This window comes from Microbacterium phyllosphaerae (assembly GCF_017876435.1).
GTDB classification, from domain to species: Bacteria; Actinomycetota; Actinomycetes; order Actinomycetales; family Microbacteriaceae; genus Microbacterium; species Microbacterium phyllosphaerae.
Map to the genome: position 1 here is coordinate 2,616,824 of NZ_JAGIOA010000001.1, position 17,452 is coordinate 2,634,275.

Below are 17,452 nucleotides of genomic sequence, written 5' to 3' on the forward strand. Positions count from 1 at the left end.
TCGTCGTTCGGCAGTGAAGACGTTGGGGCAGGTATCGCAGAGCAGCGCCGGCCTGATCATCTGCGGTTCCGGAAGATCACGCGGATGCCGCGGGAGTGCTCTTTGATGCTGATGTCCCACTTGCCCTCGGCTGTGAGGTGGGCTAGTGCGAGGACGTTGGCGGGCGATAGGTGTCCGAACGTGTAGTGCACGGCGTCTGTGGCGTGTGCTTCTCGTGCGGCCCACATGGTTGTGTCGATGCCAAGGCGTGTGAGCGTGTCGATGGGGTTGGTTGTGAGACTCATGCGGTCTCCTTTCGTTCGGTCCAGTCGTGCGTGGGTAGTCGTTGTCCTGATGCTTCGAGCTGGGAGTAGTACCGGTTGAGCTCTCGAGCGAAGGCGACGGGGTCATCCCACGCGGACGACATTGCTTTCAGGTTCAGCGGTGCGGGCGCTTTCATGCGCTGTTCCTCCTTACGCGTGTTTTGTGTAGTCGTACACACTGTCGGGGTCTCCCAATGAGTCTGCGAATGCTTGACCCGCTGCGCTCAGTGCGTCGTATTCGGGGTCGCTGGGTTCTGGGTAGTATTCGGCGTCGTCGGGTCTGCCGATTTCTTTCTTGTACCGGTAGATGAGGTTGTCGGCTTCGTCGCGGGTGAGTTTCCGCCACCGTTGCAATTGCGTTTCGTTGGGGATGCCGCCGCCTGTCCGGTATCCGATGTGGATGGCGAGGTCTTTGAGGTATGCGACCTGCTTTTCGGTGGCTCCGTTGATGTCTGGGAGATCGAATGAAAAAGGCTCATGCTCGCTTTCGGAGAAAGTGAGTGTTACATCTTCTTCATTGGTCTTCTTCTCATTGGTCTCGTTAGACAGACTCCGAGTCTGTGGGGGGCGCGGACTCGGAGTCTGTGGGTCAGACTCGGAGTCTGTGGGTGCGAACCTCACGCCGTGTTCAGCAGGTGCTGAGTCGAGCTGTTTTGCGCGCTTACCCGCCGACTCGGAGTCTGTGGGTTTGGCCCGACGTGGGATGCGTGTGCCACGAGCGCTCTTCTTGGAGAGGCCAGCAGGACGTTCTTTCGCCGGGAGCGCCACGGTGTAGATGTTGGGTTGGTTGTTGGTGATGGTCGAGCGGCGATCCACCGTGATCACTCCGTGCACCTCCTCAAGTCCCCTGACGGCCCTCTCCGCGCTCTTGAGAGACATGCGCCCGAGATCCGCGATTGTGGTCATGCCCGGAAAACATGTGCCCGTGTTCGGGTTCCTGAACCTCAGCAGGACGGTGTATACCGTCAGCTCATAGAGGTTCATCGGGTGATCGTCTAGGAGCCAGTTGGGGACTCTGACGAATCCGTCTGTTCGTGCCATGCGTCACCGCCCTTCGCCCGCTGTCGAGCTGCTGCGATGAGCGACTGTGATTCGCGAAACGCCTTCATCCGCTTCTGTGCGGCGGTCTCCTTCGGTTTGTCAGCCATGTGTGCCCCTTCCTCGGGGTCGGATGTTCAGTTGAGATGGCACGGTGCCCCTGGTCGAAACGAGGGCACCGAGTCTTAGAGGGCGTCGATGTATGCGGTCACGAGATCCAAGAGCGCGTCGTCGTGGCAAAGGATCTCTGGTTCGTTGTCGTTGTTGAGGCCGTAGATCAGCGATCCATCAGCCGCGACGCGCCATTGCTCGATGACCGTGAACTTGTCGTCCTGGAACTCGTAGCGGAACATTGCCCCACCGTCGTCGCTGATCTCGGTGAAGATGATGTGCCGAGCCCATCGTGGAGCGTTCTCGATGAGCGCTGGATGCGTGTCACAGAATCTCGCCGCATCCTCGTTCACCACCGTGACTTGAGGGTGATTCAGCGTTTGCATCACGCACCCCTGGACATCAGCTTGGCTAGCCGCTGAAAGATTTCGGCGGGGTCGTCGGGGTCGATCACGTTCGCGACTCTGAGGAGGTCGGCGCCTGTCCACCCGGTGCGGCCCGCGAGCTTCGAAGCCAACGCCCCTGGTGTGAGGTCCATTGCTCGTCCGAGGTCGAACACGTCGACTTCGCGGTCTGCGAGTAGGGCGTTGATCTCGGTGGTGATGAGTGCGTTGCCATCTCGCCGTGTCTGGCGGATGATCCGGTTATTGAAGTCCCTGCACACCCGCGCGGCCTCGGCGATGTTCGCGGCCTGTGCGACCTGCGCCGCGGTGTCACACGGACGCACGTCACACGTATTGACTTCGAGCCGCCACATGTTGCGGGTGTCGTCGAACCACACTGTGAGATCGATGTCGACCGGGAACTCAAGGCTGAGGAACCGTTCGCCGTGCGGTCCCGGCTGCCCATCGAAGTACTCGGCTGCCGTCTTGATCTGCACTCCACGCTCAGCGAGGAAGCGCAGTTCTCGCCCGATCGCTGGGTCTTGGTACCAGCTCGAGGTGCTGGTCTCAGTGGCGTGCTGTACGCTGATTACGACAGTCATTTTCGAATCTCCTTTGATGTGACTTCGCCCTCACCCTGGCCGGTGGGGGCTTTCTTCTTATGTGCGCGGATGGTTTCGCGTCCGCGACGTGTTTTGGTGAAGTGCAAGTGTGGGAGTATCCCGGCTAGCACTTCCGGCTTGATCCGAAACAAGACGTGACCCTTGATGTCTACGACTGCGTAGTCGTCTACTCGGGAGTCGGTCATGATGTTTCGGACTGCGGCTTCCCCGGTTGGGTCCGCGTGCGGAGGTCGCCAACCGTCGTCGTGTGAATCCCGGCTCGAAGCAACGTGATCCATGTCGCAGGCTGTATCTCTCACCCGGCGTCCGCGAAAGCCTCCGAGATGATCCGGTCGATCTCTGCGGCAGCAACGACAACGCGCCCGCCGATCTTGCCGGTCTTGATTTGCTCGGTGTGGATCATCCATCTGATCGACGCTTCCGAGCGACGAAGCTCGGTGGCGACCTCGTCCACGAAGTAGAAGCGCTTCTGCGGCACATCCGACGTGAGTGTCATCGTTCCTCCTTGAAGTGAAATTGGAAGAGCGATCGCTCCACCTGTTCGTATTCACCATACATGGAGCGTATTGCAAAAGCAAGTCTTTTTCGAACACTGGTTGCCGTGTAGTGTGGTGAATGTGAACAGCCTCCCCAAGTACTCACTGGAACCGCTCGAAGGTGACGAGTGGGAGGTGCGCCGCACCAAGCAGATCCTGCGCGCGGTGGTCCGCGAGAAGGAGATACGTCGGGTCACAACCGAGGCGCTGGCCGCCCGCTGCTCCGCATTTCTCGGCGCACCTGAGTCGGTCAAGAAGGCCACGCTAAATGGCCTCTTCGCAGGCAAGCGGAAAACGGTCTCGATCACGGAACTGACGATGCTCTCCCGCGCACTGGGGGTTCCCATCTGGGATCTGGTCTACCCCGCTCGCGAAGAGATCGAGGTGAGGCCGGGCGTCTTCTTGAGCGCCGCAGACGCCCTCGTCGCTGACTCATTCACGTCTCTACCGGTGGCTGGGACCGGGAATATGATGCACATTCCCGGTCGGTTGGTCGACACCTCTCGACTGATTACCCGGAGTGAGGTTCTAGCCGACCACGTCGAGCGCGCGATTGCCCACGTACGCGCCGGCATTGGGCTTGGGCATCATCTTGCCTCGGCAGCATACGAAGCTTTCGAGTTCCGTTTGAGCCTGGCCAACTACGAGAACCTCTATGGTGAAGCGCCGACGCTGAGATCTGGCATCCGTGAGGTCGCGAGCCTTACGTTCAACCGTAATGAAGTCGCACAGGGCGGCGACGCCGCAGACCACTTCGCAGCCCAGCTGCTCTCGATCGAGCATCTGTTTGCAGGCGTTCAGGTGGGCGACTACATGCTCGGGTCATCCAACATCGAGCTACCGACGGACGGATAGTCCACATGGTGAGGCAGTACATCGAAGATCGCTGGCATCGGCGCGGCGATGACGGTAGGCGGGTGCGGTCGAACCGATATGGCGCGGGGATGCAATGGCGCGCGCGATACTTCGATGCTGCGGGCAAGGAGCACGCGAAACACTTCCCCCAGAAGAAGCTGGCTCAGAAGTGGCTGAATGAGGTCACGGCGTCAATCGTCACGGGTCAGTATGTCGATCCCCAGTCTGCGAAGGTCACCTTCCGCACCTACGCTGATGCGTGGTTGGCCGCACAGGTGCACAAGGATGCGACGGCGCTGCTCTACCGCGGGCATCTCGAGCGCCACGTGTACCCAGTTCTTGGCGACCTGCCGCTGGGTAGCGTCCTGACGACAACGGTTCAGGGGTGGGTCAAGCGCCTGGGTACGGGAGATCCGGACAGCGGTCGTAAAGGCCTGGCGCCGGCGACGGTGGGTGTTGTGTACACGGTGGTTGCGTCGATCTTTCGTGCTGCTGTGCACGATCGCAAGCTCGCGACTTCGCCGTGCACGCGAATCAAGCTTCCGACCGTCGAGAAGACGCGTATACGACCGCTGACGACCGCGCAGGTAGATCTGCTGGCGGACACCCTGCCTGCCGAGTTGCGGGCGCTGGTGATCCTCGCAGCGGGCACGGGGATGCGCCAGGGTGAAGTGCTCGGGCTGACGCGAGACAGGTTGCGCCTGCTAGGCAAGAACCCTGCGGTGACGGTGGATCGACAGTTGGTCACGAAGGCTGGTGGGCTCACGGCGTTCGCTCCCCCGAAGACTGAGGCATCGAATCGGGTCATCCCACTCCCCCGCGTCGTCGTTTCCGCTCTGAACGATCATCTGGCGCGATATGACATCAGGGATGGGGAACTGCTGTTCACGTGGCTTGGTCAGCCGCTCACCCGGCAGCGGTTCGGGCACATCTGGCGACCGATCGCGAAGACTGCTGGGCTCAGCGCTGAGACCGGCACAGGGATGCACGCGCTGCGTCATTACTACGCGAGCCTGCTGATCCGATACGGCGAGTCGGTGAAGACAGTTCAGGCGCGGCTGGGCCACAAGTCCGCGACGGAGACGTTGGACACGTACGGCCATATGTGGGCGGACTCCGATGACCGGACTCGAGAAGCCGTTGACAGCGTGCTTGGCAGTTCTGCGGACTCTCCACGGACTCTGCCTGGCGCGGTGTAGAAAAACACCTGTTCAAGTCATTTAATGCGAATGGGTCGACCTGTACGCCGGGTTCTGTTCCGGGGTTCTTCGCCCCTTCGACGGCCATCTCTCTCGGCGACACGTTGCCGTGGCACTCTAGCGGTCTACCCGAGGACTCGGCGAGCCGCGTCAACATCCTCTGTCTGACCTTGCTCCGGACGAGGTTTACCTGGCGGGCCATGTCACCATGGCCCCCGGTGGTCTCTTACACCACCCTTTCACCCTTACCCCTTGCGGGGCGGTCTGCTCTCTGTGGCACTTTCTCGCGGATTGCTCCGGGTGGGCGTTACCCACCGTCCTGCCCTGAGGAGCCCGGACGTTCCTCGGTGCGGTCACCCGCCACGCGGCCGTCCAGTCGACCCATTCGCAGTCCCAGTCTACGTCGAGCCGTGGCTACTTCTCGGCCGACTCCGCAATGCGCAGATCGAGCGGCACGTCGATCGGGAAGCCGCCGAAGAGCCGTCGGGTGGCGACGGCTGCGGCCTCGCGCACGGCATCCGCCGCCGCCTCGGCCTGATCGGCAGGAACGTGCAGGATCACCTCGTCATGCAGGAAGAATGCGAGGTGCGCGCGGGAACGGAACACTCCGGATGCCGCCGCGGGCCGCTCCGCATCGGGCAGCGCCTGCAGGCGGTGCCTGATCTCGGCGAGCCAGATGAGCGACCACTCGGCCGCCGTGCCCTGCACCACGAAGTTGCGGGTGAACCGACCCCAGTCCCTCGCACGGCGCCGCGCGAGGGCGACGTCTGCGGGATCGGCGTCGGCATCCGTCGCACGCGCCTGCATCGCCTCCCACTCCGTGGACGGACGAGGCGAGGATCGTCCGAGCCAGGTCGAGACGACTCCCCCGTCCTCCCCGAATCGCGCGGCCTTGTCGACGAGAGCCATCGCGCGCGGGTACACCTTGCGCAGACGAGGGACGAGGCGGCCACTGTCGCCGGTCGTCGCGCCGTACATCGCGCCGAGCACCGCGTACTTGGCCTCTTCGCGGGTCGCGACGGCCCCGGATTCCACGACCCCGGCATAGAGGTCCTTGCCCTGCGCAGCCTTCGCCATCGCCCGGTCTCCGGCCATGCCGGCGAGCATCCGCGGCTCGAGCTGCGCGACGTCGGCGACGACGAGCGTCCAGCCCTCGTCCGCGCGCACGGCCGCGCGCAGGTTGCGCGGGAGCTGGAGGGCTCCCCCGCCGGCGGATGCCCAGCGCCCGGTCACGACGCCACCGGTGATGTAGATCGGCCGGAAGCGACCCTCGTGCACCCACTCGGCGAGCCACGCCCACCCGTTCGCGCTGAGCAGGCGCGACAGCTTCTTGTAGGCCAGCAGGGGTTCGACGACCGCGTGGCTGTGCTGGGCGAGCTCCCACCGGCTGGTCGACTCGACCTGGACTCCGACCCTGTGCAGCGCCCGGAGCAGCTTCGGCTGGCTCTCGAGATTCAGCGTGGGGTCGCTGAGGATCGAGCGCACCCGCTCGCCCTGCGCCACCATGTGGCTGGGAAGACCACCCGCGACCGGGCGCGTGCCGAGGATCTCCGTGAGGATGCCGTCGTGCACCGACTCGTTCCACGGCACGCCCGCAGCGCGCATCTCCTCGGCGATGAGCCCTCCGGCGGATTCCGCGGAGGTGAGCAGCGTCAGCCGGCCGTCCTTGCCGTCGCGAAGCACCCGGCGCTGCTCGCGATACTGGTCGAGGGCGGCGCCCACGGGGTCACCCGAGTCGCTCTGCTCCACGACGTCGAAGAGTGCCGGGGCCTCGTCGACGGGGTCGCGTCGCACCCACGATGCCGAGGGAGCGAGGGGCCGCGCCACCTTGTCGGTGTCGCGGAGGATCGCGTGACAGAGCACCAGGTCGTGCGAACGCCCCAGGAGCACACCGGCGTCGAGCAGCACCGGGTAGATCTCTCGCGCACTGCGGATCACCCAGCGCGGCGCGTTCTCGTGTTCCTGAGCCGCGACCCACGCCGGCATCTCGGCAGCCGCGAGCTCCACGCGTCCGACCTCGGAATCGTCTGCGCCGAGTTCGACCGCCGTGTATCCGCCGGCCCGGGCCAGCAGTGCGACACGGCGTTCCGGAGGCCTCTGAGAGTTCACCGCCGCCGCGCGCGCGGCGCGGGGATCACAGCCCGGATTCCTCGGTGCGGACGAGAATGCAGCCGCACTCGGGGCACGAGACGACGAGGTCGTCTGCGGCGTTCCGGATGTCGTTCAGGTCGGTGCCGGGAAGGAGCATGCGGCACCCCTCGCACGTACCGCGGGTGAGCAGCGCAGCGCCGGCGCTGTTGGCTGTCCGCCGCGTGTACTCCGCCAGCAGCGGCGCGGGAAGGGCTGCGGTGACCGCCTCGCGGTCGCGCGTCAGCTGCGCCCCCAGCTCGGTGGCCGCAGCGACGTCTGCCTTGGCCTGCGCGGTGAGCGCGCTTCCCTCGGCGGTGGTGGTGGCGAGCAGCGCCTGCTGGGCCGCGACCGCCGCATCGGCGTCCTCGACACGACCCATCACGTCGAGCTCGATGTCTTCGAGGTCGCTCTGGCGCTTCAGGAGACTGGCGATCTCGTGCTCGAGCGCCTGCGCGTCCTTGGGGTTCGTCGCGGTCGCGAGCCGATCGGCATCGCGAGCACGACGCTGCTCGACGAGCTTGACGTCGGCCTCGAGGCGCGTGAGCTCGGTGCGTACGTCGTCGCGCGTGCCGGTGAGAGCCGTCAGCTCACGGAGCTGCTCCTGGCGGATGGCGACGAGCTCGGTGATCCGAGCTCCCTGTGCGGGCTTGGTGCGTGCGCGCTCCGCCTGCGCGATGCGCCGGTCCAGGTCGGCGACGTCGAGCAGGATGCGCTGGTGTTCTGGGCTGGCGTTCACGCTCTCAAATCTAGTCGCTGCGCGGTCGCGTGCATCACCCGACCTGCCCGTCGAGGTACAGCCACGAGCGTCCCTCCCGTACGAAGCGACTGCGCTCGTGCAGGGATCCACGCTCCGGGCCCTGGCGGAAGAATGCCTCGAACTCGACGATGCCCTCACGATCGAACGGCCCGCCGGCGACGCGATCGACGATCACGAGCCTCTTCCAGACCAGGTCGTCATCGAGGTCGAGCACCGCCGGGCGGGTCGAAGGATGCCAGCTCGCGCGAAGGTATGCCGCATCGCGCAGCGCGAACGCGGTGAATCGGGACCGCATCAGGCGCTCGGCCGTCGGGGCCGCAGCCCCCGCGAGCAGCGGTCCGCAGCATCCGCCGAAGACATCGCCCGACCCGCACGGGCATCTGGTCGCATCGCCGGGGATGCCGTCACCGACCGCCGCGTCTCGCTCTCCCGTCACGGCACAAGCGTACGCTGGCGGCATGACGGCTCTTCCCCATTTCACCGCGCACAACGGCTTCACGCTTCCCGCTCTCGGATTCGGCACCTACGCCCTCAACGGTGACGCAGGAGCCGACTCGGTGACCACGGCGATCAATGCCGGATACCGCCTGCTCGACTCGGCCTTCAACTACGAGAACGAGGGATCCGTCGGTCGGGGCGTGCGCGCCGCCGATGTCGATCGTGCCGAGATCATCGTCACGACGAAGCTCCCCGGTCGCCACCATCCGCGCGACAAGGCCCGCACGAGCATCGAGGAGAGCCGCTCGCGCCTCGGCGTCGACGCCATCGACCTGCACCTGATCCACTGGCCGAACCCCCACCAGGACGAATACGTGCAGGCCTGGGAGGCGCTCGTCGAGGCCCAGCAGCGCGGGACTGTCAGGCAGATCGGCGTCTCGAACTTCCTCCCCGAACACCTCGAGCGCATCGAGCGCGAGACGGGGGTGCGCCCGGTCGTGAACCAGATCGAGGTGCACCCGTACTTCCCGCAGCACGAGCAGCTGGCCTATCACCGTGAGCACGGAATCATCACCGAGGCCTGGAGCCCGCTCGGGCGCGCCAAGGAGCTGATCGAGGAGCAGGTGATCGGCGAGGTCGCCGCCGCGCACGGGATCTCCCCCGCACAGACGGTGCTGGCCTGGCATGTCGCGCGTGAGACCGTCGCGATCCCGAAGGCGTCATCGCTGGAGCATCAGGTGTCGAATCTCGCCGCCGGCGAGATCCTGCTGACCGCCGCAGAGGTCGAGGCGATCAGCGCGCTCGGACGCCCCGACGGCCGACTCTTCGACGCCGACCCGGCGACGCACGAGGAGTCCTGAGCACCACTCGTAGACTGGCGGGCATGCTCGTCGTCGCGGGAATCCGCATCACTCCGGTGACGGCACGGGTGTACTTCGGCATCCAGACTCTCGCCGGTGCGCTGTGGTGGATCGCGGTTCCGCTGTCCGACGTCGTGCGGCGAGCCACTCTCGGAGACCTCCCGGTCGCCACGGTGGCGATGTTCGACGTCCCGCTCTTCGTGGTCGCCTCCGCACTGGCCGCCGCAGGTGTCCGCTGGGCCCTCTGGGTGGCGGCGCCGTGGACGGCCCTGGTGGCGGCAGGCATGTGCGTCTATGCGACGGTCACCTCGCTCGCCGGCTGGGGCGCACTCCTGATGGTGGTCGCCGCCGGTGCGAGCATCGTGGCGGCGATCATCGTGCTCTGCGGGCGCGTCCCGGTGGAATGGATGGTCACCGGTCCGCTCGCCTTCCGGTCCGCCGATCGCGTCGGCACCGGGCGCCTCCTCGCCCGCACAGGCATGCAGACTCTCTTCTTCTGGGGCACCTTCCTCGTCGCGATCCCTGTCGTCGTCTCGATCGTCGAAGCGCGCTGGATGCTCCGCGTCGAGCTCCCGCTCGCGGTGCGGATCTCCGGTGGCATCCTGCTGGTCTGCGCCACCGCACTCGGCATCTGGTCGGCCGTGTCGATGTCGGTGAAGGGCGAGGGGACACCGCTTCCGTCGCAGATGGCGCACCGGCTCGTCGTCACCGGCCCCTACCGGTACGTGCGCAACCCGATGGCGGTCGCGGGCATCGCTCAGGGTGTCGCGGTCGGCCTGCTGCTCGGGTCGTGGATGGTGGTGGCGTACTCGCTCTTCGGCTCGGTGCTCTGGAACACGGTCGTGCGGCCGCTCGAGGAGGCGGACCTGCACGCCAGGTTCGGGTCGGACTTCGTCGCGTATCGCCGCCGCGTCGCCTGCTGGGTGCCGGTCAGACCCGCTGCGTCCCGAGCACTCTGAGAAGTTCGAGCTTGCTCTCGGCGTCGCTGCCGGGCGCGGCGGTCAGGACGATCAGCGCCTGCGATTCGTCCTCGGTGAAGAGCGCTTGGCAGTCGACCTCGATCGGCCCGATCTCCGGATGGATGAGCACCTTGTGGTCCTCGAAGCGCCGGCGCACCTCGTGCACGTCCCAGAGCTCGGCGAACTCGGCACTGTCGGAGGAGAGCTCCCGCACGATGTCTCCCGCTCGCGAGCGCTCGCCCAGAGCGCCGTACGCCGCGCGGAGCGATGCGACGAGCACGCGGCTGTGCCGGGGATGGTCGGCCAGCGGGTAACGACCGCGCTCGTCGTCGGGGTGTGCGAACCACCGGTAGATGCCGCTGCGCTCGAGTCCCTCGAGGCCGCTCGCGTCGCCGAGGAGAGCCCGCGCCGCGTCGTTCTGGATGAGCACCTCGTCGAGCACGGAGACCACGAACGCCGGTGTGTCGTCGAGACGGTCGAGGACGCGCAGCATGCCGGGGTGCACGTAGTCGGTGAACATCGTGCGGTCGGGAGCACTGTGTCCGCAGATGCGGTGCAGATAGTCCCGCTCATCGGGAGTGAGTCTCAGGGCCCTGGCAAGGGATGCGAGGATCTGCACGCTCGGCTGCGGCCCCCGCTGCTGTTCGAGACGTGCGTAGTAGTCGGTCGACATCGCGGCCAGCTGAGCGACCTCCTCGCGGCGGAGACCGGGCGTACGGCGTCGTGCCCCGGCGCCGAGACCGACGTCGGACGGTTTCAGCTGCTCCCTGCGCCGCAGGAGGAACTCTGCCAGTGCCTGTCTGTCCACCCCCTCAGTATCTCGCGCGACCCGTCGCCCATCCAGGGATCGCGGATCCCTGGATGGACGCTCTCTGGTGAGCCCGTGCGCCGGCCCGGAGAGTGGAGTCATGAACATCAGCGGAAACACCATCTTCATCCCCGGGGCGACGAGCGGAATCGGACTCGCCCTCGCCCAGCGCCTCGCTGCGCGCGGCAACACGGTCATCGTCGGCGGGCGCCGCACGGCGCTGCTCGAGCAGATCGCGACAGAGAACCCCGGAATCGACACGGTGCAGATCGACACGACGGATGCCGACAGCATCCGCGCCGCAGCGGAGACCGTCGTGACCCGGCACCCGAGTCTCAACGTGGTGATCACCATGGCCGGCATCATGCGCACCGAGGACTGGACGGCGCCCGCAGGCTTTCTTGAGACCGCGGAGGCGACCGTGACGACCAACCTGCTCGGCCCGATCCGACTGATCGCCGCCTTCATCGAGCACCTGCGCACCGTGCCGGACGCGACGATCATGACGGTCTCCTCCGGTCTCGCCTTCGCCCCGCTGCGAGTGACACCGACGTACAACGCGACCAAGGCGGCGATCCACATGCTCAGCGAATCGGTGCGACTGCAACTGGCAGGCACGAGCGTGAGCGTGCTCGAGCTCGAGCCGCCCGCAGTGCGCACCTCCCTCATGCCCGGCCAGGAGTCGAGCGACTTCGCGATGCCGCTCGAGGCCTTCATCGACGAGGTCGTGGAGCTGATCGAGACTCAGCCGGACGCGACCGAGATCCAGGTCGAGAACGTCAGGTTCCTCCGGTACGGCGAGGCGCGTGGCGACTACGCGCAGGTCGTGGAGACGCTGAATCGGCGCGATCCGCACGCTCGCTGAGCCGGAGGGCGCCGACCGGGCTGTCAGAGCGCCGCGTCGACCGCCTGCTGCGCCGTCGTGTGGGTGAACTCGAAGCCCGATCGCTCGAGTGCAACCGGTCGCACGTCCGCATCCGACAGGAGCAGCGAGTCGGCGGCGGCGCTGCTCAGCGCGAGGCGGAGTGCCCAGCTGGGAGCCGGAATCCAGAACGGACGCCGCATCCTCTTCGCGAGGGCGCGACCGATGTCGTTCGCCGAGGCCCGTGAGGGACCGGTGAAGTTGACCGGGCCCTCGAGACGGGAGTCGATCACATGCCGGATGCCGCGGACCTCGTCGTCGAGCGAGATCCACGGCCAGATCTGGGTGCCGGGTCCGATCGGACCCGCGACGCCGAACCGGGTCAGCTGGATCAGCGGTTTGAGGACGCCCTGGCGATGGATGATCGGCGCGGTCCGCAACAGCGACACGCGCGTGTGCTCACCCGCGCGCAGCGCCTCCTGCTCCCACCGCACACAGAGCTGGGCGAGGAAGGTGTCGCCCGGGAGGGACGCCTCGGTCAGGGTCTCCCCCGGTGCCGAGCCGTAGTAGCCGACGGCGGATGCCGAGACGAACGCCGGTGCGTCGTCGCGCAGTGCGCGCACAGCTGTCGCGAGTGTGCGGGTCGTCGTGAGGCGGGACTCAGCGAGCTCACGGCGGTACCGGCGAGTCCAGGGAAGCCGGCCGACGCTCGCGCCGCCGAGTGCGACGACGGCATCGGCGCCCGCCAGCACGTCGGGATCGAGCTCACGCTCTCCCGGTCTCCACTCGACCTCGGACGGCCCACGCGACGTCCGACGCACGAGCGTCGTCACCTCCACGTCGTCAGCCCGCAGCGACGCCGCCAGCGCCGTGCCGATGAGACCGGATGCCCCGCTGATCACGATCCGCTGCGTCATGGCTGCTCCTTCTCTCCGACGACCGAGTTCGCGCCCGTCTCCGCGAGTCTGTCACGTCCGCTCGCTCTCCGGCGATGTCGGAGCCGGCAGGTAGGTTCCGAGCGTGACCGAACCCGTGCAGCAGTGGTGGGCGAGACGCCAGTTCTCCCGCGGGCGCGACGTGCCGTACGACGTCGGTACCTATCGCTCGGCATGGGCCGCCTACCCCGAGCTGATCCGCCAGTACCACCCCGAACTCAACCACGGCATCGTGCTCTCGCAGGTGCCGCTGGCGGCCGATGTGCTCCTGTGCTGGGAGTGCCGGCTCGGGCACCGCTTCGCCGCGACGCCCACCGAGCAACGCGAACGACCCGGACGCGTGCGCCGACAGTCGTCGTGGTGTCCTGAGTGCGCGTCACTCGCCCGCCCGCAACCGGTGATCCTCGGCGAAGCCCGCGCGATCCCGCGACGGCCGAAGCCGACGACGACGCTGTGCACGAAGACGCCCGATCTCCCCGCCGGAGAGGCGTTCGTGAGCGTGTGCGCTCCCGCCGTGGCCTCAGCCGCCGAGGCGAGGGTGCGCGCTGCCCTCACCCGACGACTGGCATGCGTCTCGGGAATGAACGCGGTCAAGATCTCACGTCCGTTCTTCCGCCACACCGAAGTCTGGCCCGACATCCTCCTGCCCGAGCTGCGGGTCGCGATCGAATACGACACCGTCGGCCGACACGGGCTCGAGCACGTCGGCAAGCGACAGGATGCCGATCTGCGCAAGGATCGGGCCCTGCGTGCCACCGGCTGGGAGGTCGTTCGCATCCGCACCGGAAAGCTCGAGCCGCTGGGTCCCCACGATCTGCAGATGCCGTCGTTCACCGCCCGCGGTCTCGATCGACTGCTCGACACACTCCGCGACATTCGAGGGTCGCTGATGCTCGACGCCTACCTGGTCGACGACTGAGGCAGCGCATCGCTCGCCCCTAGTCTCCTCGGGCCTCTTCCTCGATCTCGCGTACGACCGCATCCCACTCGGACCTCAGGAACCGCGCATCGCCCGCGGCCACGATCTGGGCGTTGTCGTTCGGCCCGACTTCGGGGCGCATCGTCAGCCCGCCGACGTCGAGGCTGGGCACGCTGCGCCGGATGCACTCGACGCTGCCCCGCACGAGCAGGTCGGCGGTCTGCTCGGGCGACGTCGCCGCGCCGATGACCGCGTCGTCGTGAGCGATGAGCACTGCCTGCCAGATCGGCTGTCGAGCATCCGGATCCAGCGTGTACTGCATGAGTCCCTGTGGCGCCGCCTCGACCACGATGACGATCGAACCGTCGACCGGTTGCTCCACCCCTGCGTCCCCGTCCATGACGGTCCCCTGACCCGGGCGTCCCCACGCCCGCTATCCGCACAGGCTACTGCGAAAACTCGTCCGCGAGAGGACTTACGGTTCGTGAACTACGACCGATATCTACAACGGGGAGCGAAGGAGGAGGACCGTGACCAGCACCTACATCGAGACCGGCGGGCATGTACGCGTCTATGACGACGCCGTGCGCACCCACCAGGTCTTCCCTCTCGGCACCTATCGGGTGCACTTCACCTCGAAAGAGGGCTTCAGTCTCATCAAGGTCGACGACCTGACCGTGGGGACGGAGCGCATCTACGGCGGACGCGACAAGAAGGTCGACAAGATCTTCCGGTCGTACGCGCTCTCGGATCGCAGTCTCGGTGTGATGCTGTCCGGCGACAAGGGAATCGGCAAGACGCTGTTCCTGCGCATGGTCGCGGAGGAGGCCCGAGAGCAGTGCCTTCCCGTCGTGATCGTGTCGGAGGACAACGACGGCATCGTCGAGTTCCTGGACAGCCTGGACGAATGCCTCATCGTGTTCGATGAGTTCGAGAAGAACTTCCCCGCAGGGCGTCGCGGGATCGCCGACGGGACCAACCGTCAAAACCAGTTCCTGTCGCTCTTCGACGGGCTCTCGTCGGTGAAACGCATCTACTGCCTCACGGTCAACGACATCGCCGATGTCAGCACGTACATCGTCAATCGCCCCGGGCGATTCCACTACCACATGCGCTTCGAGTACCCCGGCCCCGACGAAGTCAGGCAGTACCTGCTCGACCAGGCCCCGCACGCCGACCCCGACGAGATCGAGAACGTCGCGCTCTTCTCCCGCCGAGCACGACTGAACTACGATCACCTCCGCGCGATCGCGTTCGAGCTCGACCAACCGGACACCCTGTTCTCGGAGATCGTCGAGGATCTCAACATCAAGTCGGTCGAGCCGAGCACCTACCGCATCGAGGCGCGGTTCCCCGACGGCAAGGTCTGGTCGGATGAGGTCGAGATGAACCTCTTCGAGCGCGGCGACGTCGGTCGCACCTACGAGCTCCGCAACTCGACCCGTTCGATCTTCGCGTCGTTCGTGCCGAAGGATCTGATCTTCGAACCGGACGGCAGCATCTTCGTGCCGATCCACAAGCTCGACCTGCTCGACGACGAGGACGAGGAACCCGAGGTCTACCCCACCACGGTCAGCCTCATCCTGGTCGGACAGGCGAGCTACGGGTTCGGACTCTGAATCGTCGAGGCCCCACGGCCGCGGCGCTCAGGGGCGTCAGACGCCGACGGCGTGCGACAGGATCGCACGCGTGAAACGCTGACCGCCCTCGGCGAGCCTCTCGAAGTAGGCGTCGAGCACCGACGCCGAGGAACGCGATGTCGGCGGCGCGTCGACGGCAGGCGAATCTGCGTAGTGACGGTCGAGGGCATCCCTCAGCATCCGCACCCCCTCGGCGCGCTGCTGCGACACAGCCGCGTGCGAGACGCCGAGCTCGTCGGCGATCTCTGTGACCGTGCGATCTTCGAAGTAGATCGCACGGACGACGTCGCGCTTGCGATCGGGCAGGGCATCCACCGCACGGCGGAGGAACTCATCGCGCTCTGAGGCGATGGCGAGCTCTTCGGGAAGGTATCCGGTCCAGACGATCTCGGGGGCGTCCGGCGCGTCGAGGCTCGTCACCATCCGCTCGGCGTCGGCGAGTCCCTCGCGCACCGTGGCCGTGTCCACACCCATGGCGGCAGCGATCTCGGCGACGGAGGGAGTGCGTCCCAGGGCCGAGGTGAGCGTCTGCCGGACCTTCGCCGTCGCCTTCGCCCGCACCCGCACCTCACGGGGCGCCCAGTCCATCGCCCGCAGCTCGTCCTTCAGCGCCCAGTTCACGCGCCCGCGCGCGAACGCGCCGAACGGGACGCCGAGCGTGGCATCGAACTTCTCGGCGGCGCGCACGAGAGCGAACGCGCCGGCGGAGGCCAGATCGTCACGGGAGACATGAGTCAGTCGAGAGGCGACGTAGGCCGTCGCTGCTCCGACGATGTGCAGGTGATCGACCACGAGCTGGTTGCGCGCACGCATCGGCATCGGATCCGCCTCTTCTCACTGTAAGTGCAAGCCCTCCCCAGCGACTCACAGTGCGACCTCTCCCCAGTGGCCAGAACTACTTTCATCTACATGCTAGGGCCGAGACTGGCACGAAAGATCCCCGATGGCCAAAACCACCGGGGATCTTCGTTTACGTTCAGATAACGATGACTAGTCGTTCACCTTGACGCGGCGGTTCACCTCACGCGTCGCCGAGAACTTCAGCACCGTGTAGTCGTTCACCTCGGCGTCGCCCTCATCCTTCGCGAACTGCACGCGATGCCCCTTGTGGGTCTGCGGGTAGAACTTGCCGAAGTTGGTGAGAGTGACGGTGTTCCCCCGGCCCACGAGATCGAGCAGCTCGTCGATCATCGCGCTGTATGCCGTCTGTGCCGCCTGCACCGAGATGCCCCCGCGTCGCGCGAACCTCTGCACGAATTCACGCTTGCTCACCCGGTTGGTCTCGAGCGTCCTTGATGTGCTCATGTCGTCTTCCGTCCCATGGAATGCGCTCGTCGCCGAACGCCTTGCGCTGTACCCCTACCAGCCATCCATGGCGCGCGCAGGATCCCATCTCCTGCGACGACGCCGGGATCTGCCAGTACCCCAGCCTGTGCCTTCAGAGCCTACGGGCTCTTCCTTGGTATATGCGGTGAATCTCGATATTCTCTGCTTTCCCCACCCGTGGGATGCCTGTCGCTCCGTCGAACGAAGCGGCCTAGACCGTCTGTGCGACGGCACCGGCGCGTACGGCTTCCCGCGCCTTCCTCGCCGACATCACGGAGACTCGGATCTGCGCACGGATGTCCATGCCGTCTTCGTCCGCTCGCACCGACAGCTCCGTCGTCGACAACGTCTTGGTGTTGACGACGACCTCGCCGTCGTTGATGAGGAGGTCTGCCCTGACCCCGTACGCCATGCCGATCACCGAGCCGGTCGGATCCGTCAGCGCGGCGGTGTTGCCCGCCGCCGTCTCGACGATGGAGGCGAGTTGCAGCGGCGAGTAGCGCGCCGAGTTCGGAAAACGGGTCACTGCCTCGGCGCTCGTCTTCGACACGAGCGCGAGATTCGTCTGCCCGGGAGCACGCCGATCGGCGGGGTGCACCCGTGCGTCGAGATAGTACGTCACCGCGCCGTCCTGATCCGACACCACGCGATCGTCGTACGCCATGACGACGAGGTTCACCCCCTGGGTCGCGCCGGGGCCGTGCGTGCGGGATCGCAGATCGACCACGTCATCTCTCCTGTGCGTTCTGGTCGGCGGATGCGGCTCACGCC

Annotated in this window: 21 protein-coding genes and 1 other RNA gene; 7 read left to right on the top strand and 15 right to left on the bottom strand. The window is 66.3% G+C overall.

Annotation, left to right across the window (positions count from 1 at the left end; translation table 11 throughout):
- Window positions 1-56: 56 nt before the first annotated feature.
- The 5 genes from JOF42_RS12240 to JOF42_RS12260 all read right to left on the bottom strand — a co-directional run bounded on the left by JOF42_RS12240 (window position 57) and on the right by JOF42_RS12260 (window position 2,953).
- Window positions 57-284: a hypothetical protein gene (locus JOF42_RS12240; RefSeq protein ID WP_210098096.1), complete on the bottom strand. Its 228-nt coding sequence runs from the start codon at window positions 282-284 to the stop codon at window positions 57-59.
- A gap of 168 nt (window positions 285-452) precedes the next feature.
- Window positions 453-1,286 carry a helix-turn-helix domain-containing protein gene (locus JOF42_RS12245; protein ID WP_210098097.1) on the bottom strand — a complete coding sequence of 278 codons (834 nt, stop codon included), beginning with the start codon at window positions 1,284-1,286 and terminating at the stop codon, window positions 453-455.
- Between the two features lie 239 nt (window positions 1,287-1,525).
- Window positions 1,526-1,837 (bottom strand): hypothetical protein, encoded by a 312-nt coding sequence (locus JOF42_RS12250; protein ID WP_210098098.1) that lies wholly within the window; start codon window positions 1,835-1,837, stop codon window positions 1,526-1,528.
- Window positions 1,837-2,436 carry a hypothetical protein gene (locus tag JOF42_RS12255; protein ID WP_210098099.1) on the bottom strand — a complete coding sequence of 200 codons (600 nt, stop codon included), beginning with the start codon at window positions 2,434-2,436 and terminating at the stop codon, window positions 1,837-1,839. Before JOF42_RS12255 ends, JOF42_RS12250 begins: the two co-directional genes overlap by 1 nt.
- A 316-nt stretch (window positions 2,437-2,752) precedes the next feature.
- Entirely contained in the window at window positions 2,753-2,953 is a 201-nt protein-coding gene (locus JOF42_RS12260) for a helix-turn-helix domain-containing protein (protein ID WP_210098100.1), read from the bottom strand.
- A 121-nt stretch (window positions 2,954-3,074) separates the two neighbouring features.
- On the opposite strand from JOF42_RS12260, the gene JOF42_RS12265 reads away from it, so the two are divergent.
- Complete coding sequence (locus JOF42_RS12265) at window positions 3,075-3,848, top strand: hypothetical protein (RefSeq protein WP_210098101.1); 774 nt, start codon at window positions 3,075-3,077, stop codon at window positions 3,846-3,848.
- A gap of 5 nt (window positions 3,849-3,853) precedes the next feature.
- The gene (locus JOF42_RS12270) at window positions 3,854-5,047 is read left to right on the top strand and encodes a tyrosine-type recombinase/integrase (protein WP_245340796.1); all 1,194 of its coding nucleotides are present in this window, start codon (window positions 3,854-3,856) and stop codon (window positions 5,045-5,047) included.
- A gap of 27 nt (window positions 5,048-5,074) precedes the next feature.
- Here the strand turns inward: JOF42_RS12270 and rnpB are convergent.
- The 4 genes from rnpB to JOF42_RS12290 form a co-directional block, all read right to left on the bottom strand.
- Window positions 5,075-5,431, bottom strand: an RNA gene (gene rnpB, locus JOF42_RS12275) — RNase P RNA component class A.
- A gap of 30 nt (window positions 5,432-5,461) precedes the next feature.
- On the bottom strand, window positions 5,462-7,156 hold the full coding sequence (locus tag JOF42_RS12280; RefSeq protein WP_307803598.1) for a bifunctional 3'-5' exonuclease/DNA polymerase: 1,695 nt from the start codon (window positions 7,154-7,156) through the stop codon (window positions 5,462-5,464).
- Between the two features lie 25 nt (window positions 7,157-7,181).
- Window positions 7,182-7,913, bottom strand: a complete 732-nt coding sequence (locus tag JOF42_RS12285; RefSeq protein ID WP_210098102.1) for a zinc ribbon domain-containing protein — start codon at window positions 7,911-7,913, stop codon at window positions 7,182-7,184.
- Between the two features lie 34 nt (window positions 7,914-7,947).
- Window positions 7,948-8,370, bottom strand: coding sequence for a YchJ family protein (locus tag JOF42_RS12290; RefSeq protein ID WP_307803599.1), 423 nt, complete (start codon window positions 8,368-8,370; stop codon window positions 7,948-7,950).
- 22 nt (window positions 8,371-8,392) lie between these two features.
- Here JOF42_RS12290 and JOF42_RS12295 point away from each other — a divergent pair, with 22 nt between their 5' ends.
- The gene (locus tag JOF42_RS12295; RefSeq protein WP_210098104.1) at window positions 8,393-9,232 is read left to right on the top strand and encodes an aldo/keto reductase; all 840 of its coding nucleotides are present in this window, start codon (window positions 8,393-8,395) and stop codon (window positions 9,230-9,232) included.
- Between the two features lie 23 nt (window positions 9,233-9,255).
- Window positions 9,256-10,191 (top strand): isoprenylcysteine carboxylmethyltransferase family protein, encoded by a 936-nt coding sequence (locus JOF42_RS12300; protein ID WP_210098105.1) that lies wholly within the window; start codon window positions 9,256-9,258, stop codon window positions 10,189-10,191.
- Here JOF42_RS12300 and JOF42_RS12305 read toward each other — a convergent pair.
- Window positions 10,163-10,999, bottom strand: coding sequence for a helix-turn-helix transcriptional regulator (locus tag JOF42_RS12305; protein ID WP_210098106.1), 837 nt, complete (start codon window positions 10,997-10,999; stop codon window positions 10,163-10,165). The two genes, JOF42_RS12300 and JOF42_RS12305, sit on opposite strands and share 29 nt — an antisense overlap.
- A 100-nt stretch (window positions 11,000-11,099) precedes the next feature.
- Here JOF42_RS12305 and JOF42_RS12310 point away from each other — a divergent pair, with 100 nt between their 5' ends.
- Window positions 11,100-11,864: an SDR family oxidoreductase gene (locus tag JOF42_RS12310; protein WP_210098107.1), complete on the top strand. Its 765-nt coding sequence runs from the start codon at window positions 11,100-11,102 to the stop codon at window positions 11,862-11,864.
- 23 nt (window positions 11,865-11,887) lie between these two features.
- On the opposite strand, the gene JOF42_RS12315 is transcribed toward JOF42_RS12310, so the two are convergent.
- Window positions 11,888-12,778, bottom strand: coding sequence for a TIGR01777 family oxidoreductase (locus JOF42_RS12315; RefSeq protein WP_210098108.1), 891 nt, complete (start codon window positions 12,776-12,778; stop codon window positions 11,888-11,890).
- 103 nt (window positions 12,779-12,881) lie between these two features.
- On the opposite strand from JOF42_RS12315, the gene JOF42_RS12320 reads away from it, so the two are divergent.
- Window positions 12,882-13,715, top strand: coding sequence for a putative endonuclease domain-containing protein (locus JOF42_RS12320; protein WP_210098109.1), 834 nt, complete (start codon window positions 12,882-12,884; stop codon window positions 13,713-13,715).
- Window positions 13,716-13,734: 19 nt separating this feature from the next.
- Here JOF42_RS12320 and JOF42_RS12325 read toward each other — a convergent pair whose 3' ends face one another.
- A complete protein-coding gene (locus JOF42_RS12325; protein WP_210098110.1) occupies window positions 13,735-14,115 on the bottom strand; it encodes a hypothetical protein in 381 nt (126 codons plus the stop codon).
- Window positions 14,116-14,245: 130 nt separating this feature from the next.
- Between JOF42_RS12325 and JOF42_RS12330 the strand changes: the two genes are divergently transcribed.
- Window positions 14,246-15,334: an AAA family ATPase gene (locus tag JOF42_RS12330; RefSeq protein WP_210098111.1), complete on the top strand. Its 1,089-nt coding sequence runs from the start codon at window positions 14,246-14,248 to the stop codon at window positions 15,332-15,334.
- A 36-nt stretch (window positions 15,335-15,370) separates the two neighbouring features.
- On the opposite strand, the gene JOF42_RS12335 is transcribed toward JOF42_RS12330, so the two are convergent.
- The 3 genes from JOF42_RS12335 to JOF42_RS12345 all read right to left on the bottom strand — a co-directional run bounded on the left by JOF42_RS12335 (window position 15,371) and on the right by JOF42_RS12345 (window position 17,408).
- Window positions 15,371-16,174 carry a sigma-70 family RNA polymerase sigma factor gene (locus JOF42_RS12335; protein ID WP_210098112.1) on the bottom strand — a complete coding sequence of 268 codons (804 nt, stop codon included), beginning with the start codon at window positions 16,172-16,174 and terminating at the stop codon, window positions 15,371-15,373.
- Between the two features lie 171 nt (window positions 16,175-16,345).
- Window positions 16,346-16,660, bottom strand: a complete 315-nt coding sequence (locus JOF42_RS12340; protein ID WP_210098113.1) for an HU family DNA-binding protein — start codon at window positions 16,658-16,660, stop codon at window positions 16,346-16,348.
- Window positions 16,661-16,892: 232 nt separating this feature from the next.
- Window positions 16,893-17,408 (bottom strand): hypothetical protein, encoded by a 516-nt coding sequence (locus JOF42_RS12345; protein ID WP_210098114.1) that lies wholly within the window; start codon window positions 17,406-17,408, stop codon window positions 16,893-16,895.
- Window positions 17,409-17,452 lie beyond the last annotated feature (44 nt).

What these genes read in the sequence shown, in the direction of transcription:
- JOF42_RS12335 (WP_210098112.1), bottom strand. Translation starts at nt 16,174, where the DNA reads ATGCCGATGCGTGCGCGCAACCAGCTCGTGGTCGATCACCTGCACATC.
- JOF42_RS12255 (WP_210098099.1), bottom strand. Translation starts at nt 2,436, where the DNA reads ATGACTGTCGTAATCAGCGTACAGCACGCCACTGAGACCAGCACCTCG.
- JOF42_RS12340 (WP_210098113.1), bottom strand. Translation starts at nt 16,660, where the DNA reads ATGAGCACATCAAGGACGCTCGAGACCAACCGGGTGAGCAAGCGTGAA.
- JOF42_RS12315 (WP_210098108.1), bottom strand. Translation starts at nt 12,778, where the DNA reads ATGACGCAGCGGATCGTGATCAGCGGGGCATCCGGTCTCATCGGCACG.
- JOF42_RS12300 (WP_210098105.1), top strand. Translation starts at nt 9,256, where the DNA reads ATGCTCGTCGTCGCGGGAATCCGCATCACTCCGGTGACGGCACGGGTG.
- JOF42_RS12325 (WP_210098110.1), bottom strand. Translation starts at nt 14,115, where the DNA reads ATGGACGGGGACGCAGGGGTGGAGCAACCGGTCGACGGTTCGATCGTC.
- JOF42_RS12295 (WP_210098104.1), top strand. Translation starts at nt 8,393, where the DNA reads ATGACGGCTCTTCCCCATTTCACCGCGCACAACGGCTTCACGCTTCCC.
- JOF42_RS12250 (WP_210098098.1), bottom strand. Translation starts at nt 1,837, where the DNA reads ATGCAAACGCTGAATCACCCTCAAGTCACGGTGGTGAACGAGGATGCG.
- JOF42_RS12260 (WP_210098100.1), bottom strand. Translation starts at nt 2,953, where the DNA reads ATGACACTCACGTCGGATGTGCCGCAGAAGCGCTTCTACTTCGTGGAC.
- JOF42_RS12310 (WP_210098107.1), top strand. Translation starts at nt 11,100, where the DNA reads ATGAACATCAGCGGAAACACCATCTTCATCCCCGGGGCGACGAGCGGA.
- JOF42_RS12245 (WP_210098097.1), bottom strand. Translation starts at nt 1,286, where the DNA reads ATGAACCTCTATGAGCTGACGGTATACACCGTCCTGCTGAGGTTCAGG.
- JOF42_RS12240 (WP_210098096.1), bottom strand. Translation starts at nt 284, where the DNA reads ATGAGTCTCACAACCAACCCCATCGACACGCTCACACGCCTTGGCATC.
- JOF42_RS12270 (WP_245340796.1), top strand. Translation starts at nt 3,854, where the DNA reads ATGGTGAGGCAGTACATCGAAGATCGCTGGCATCGGCGCGGCGATGAC.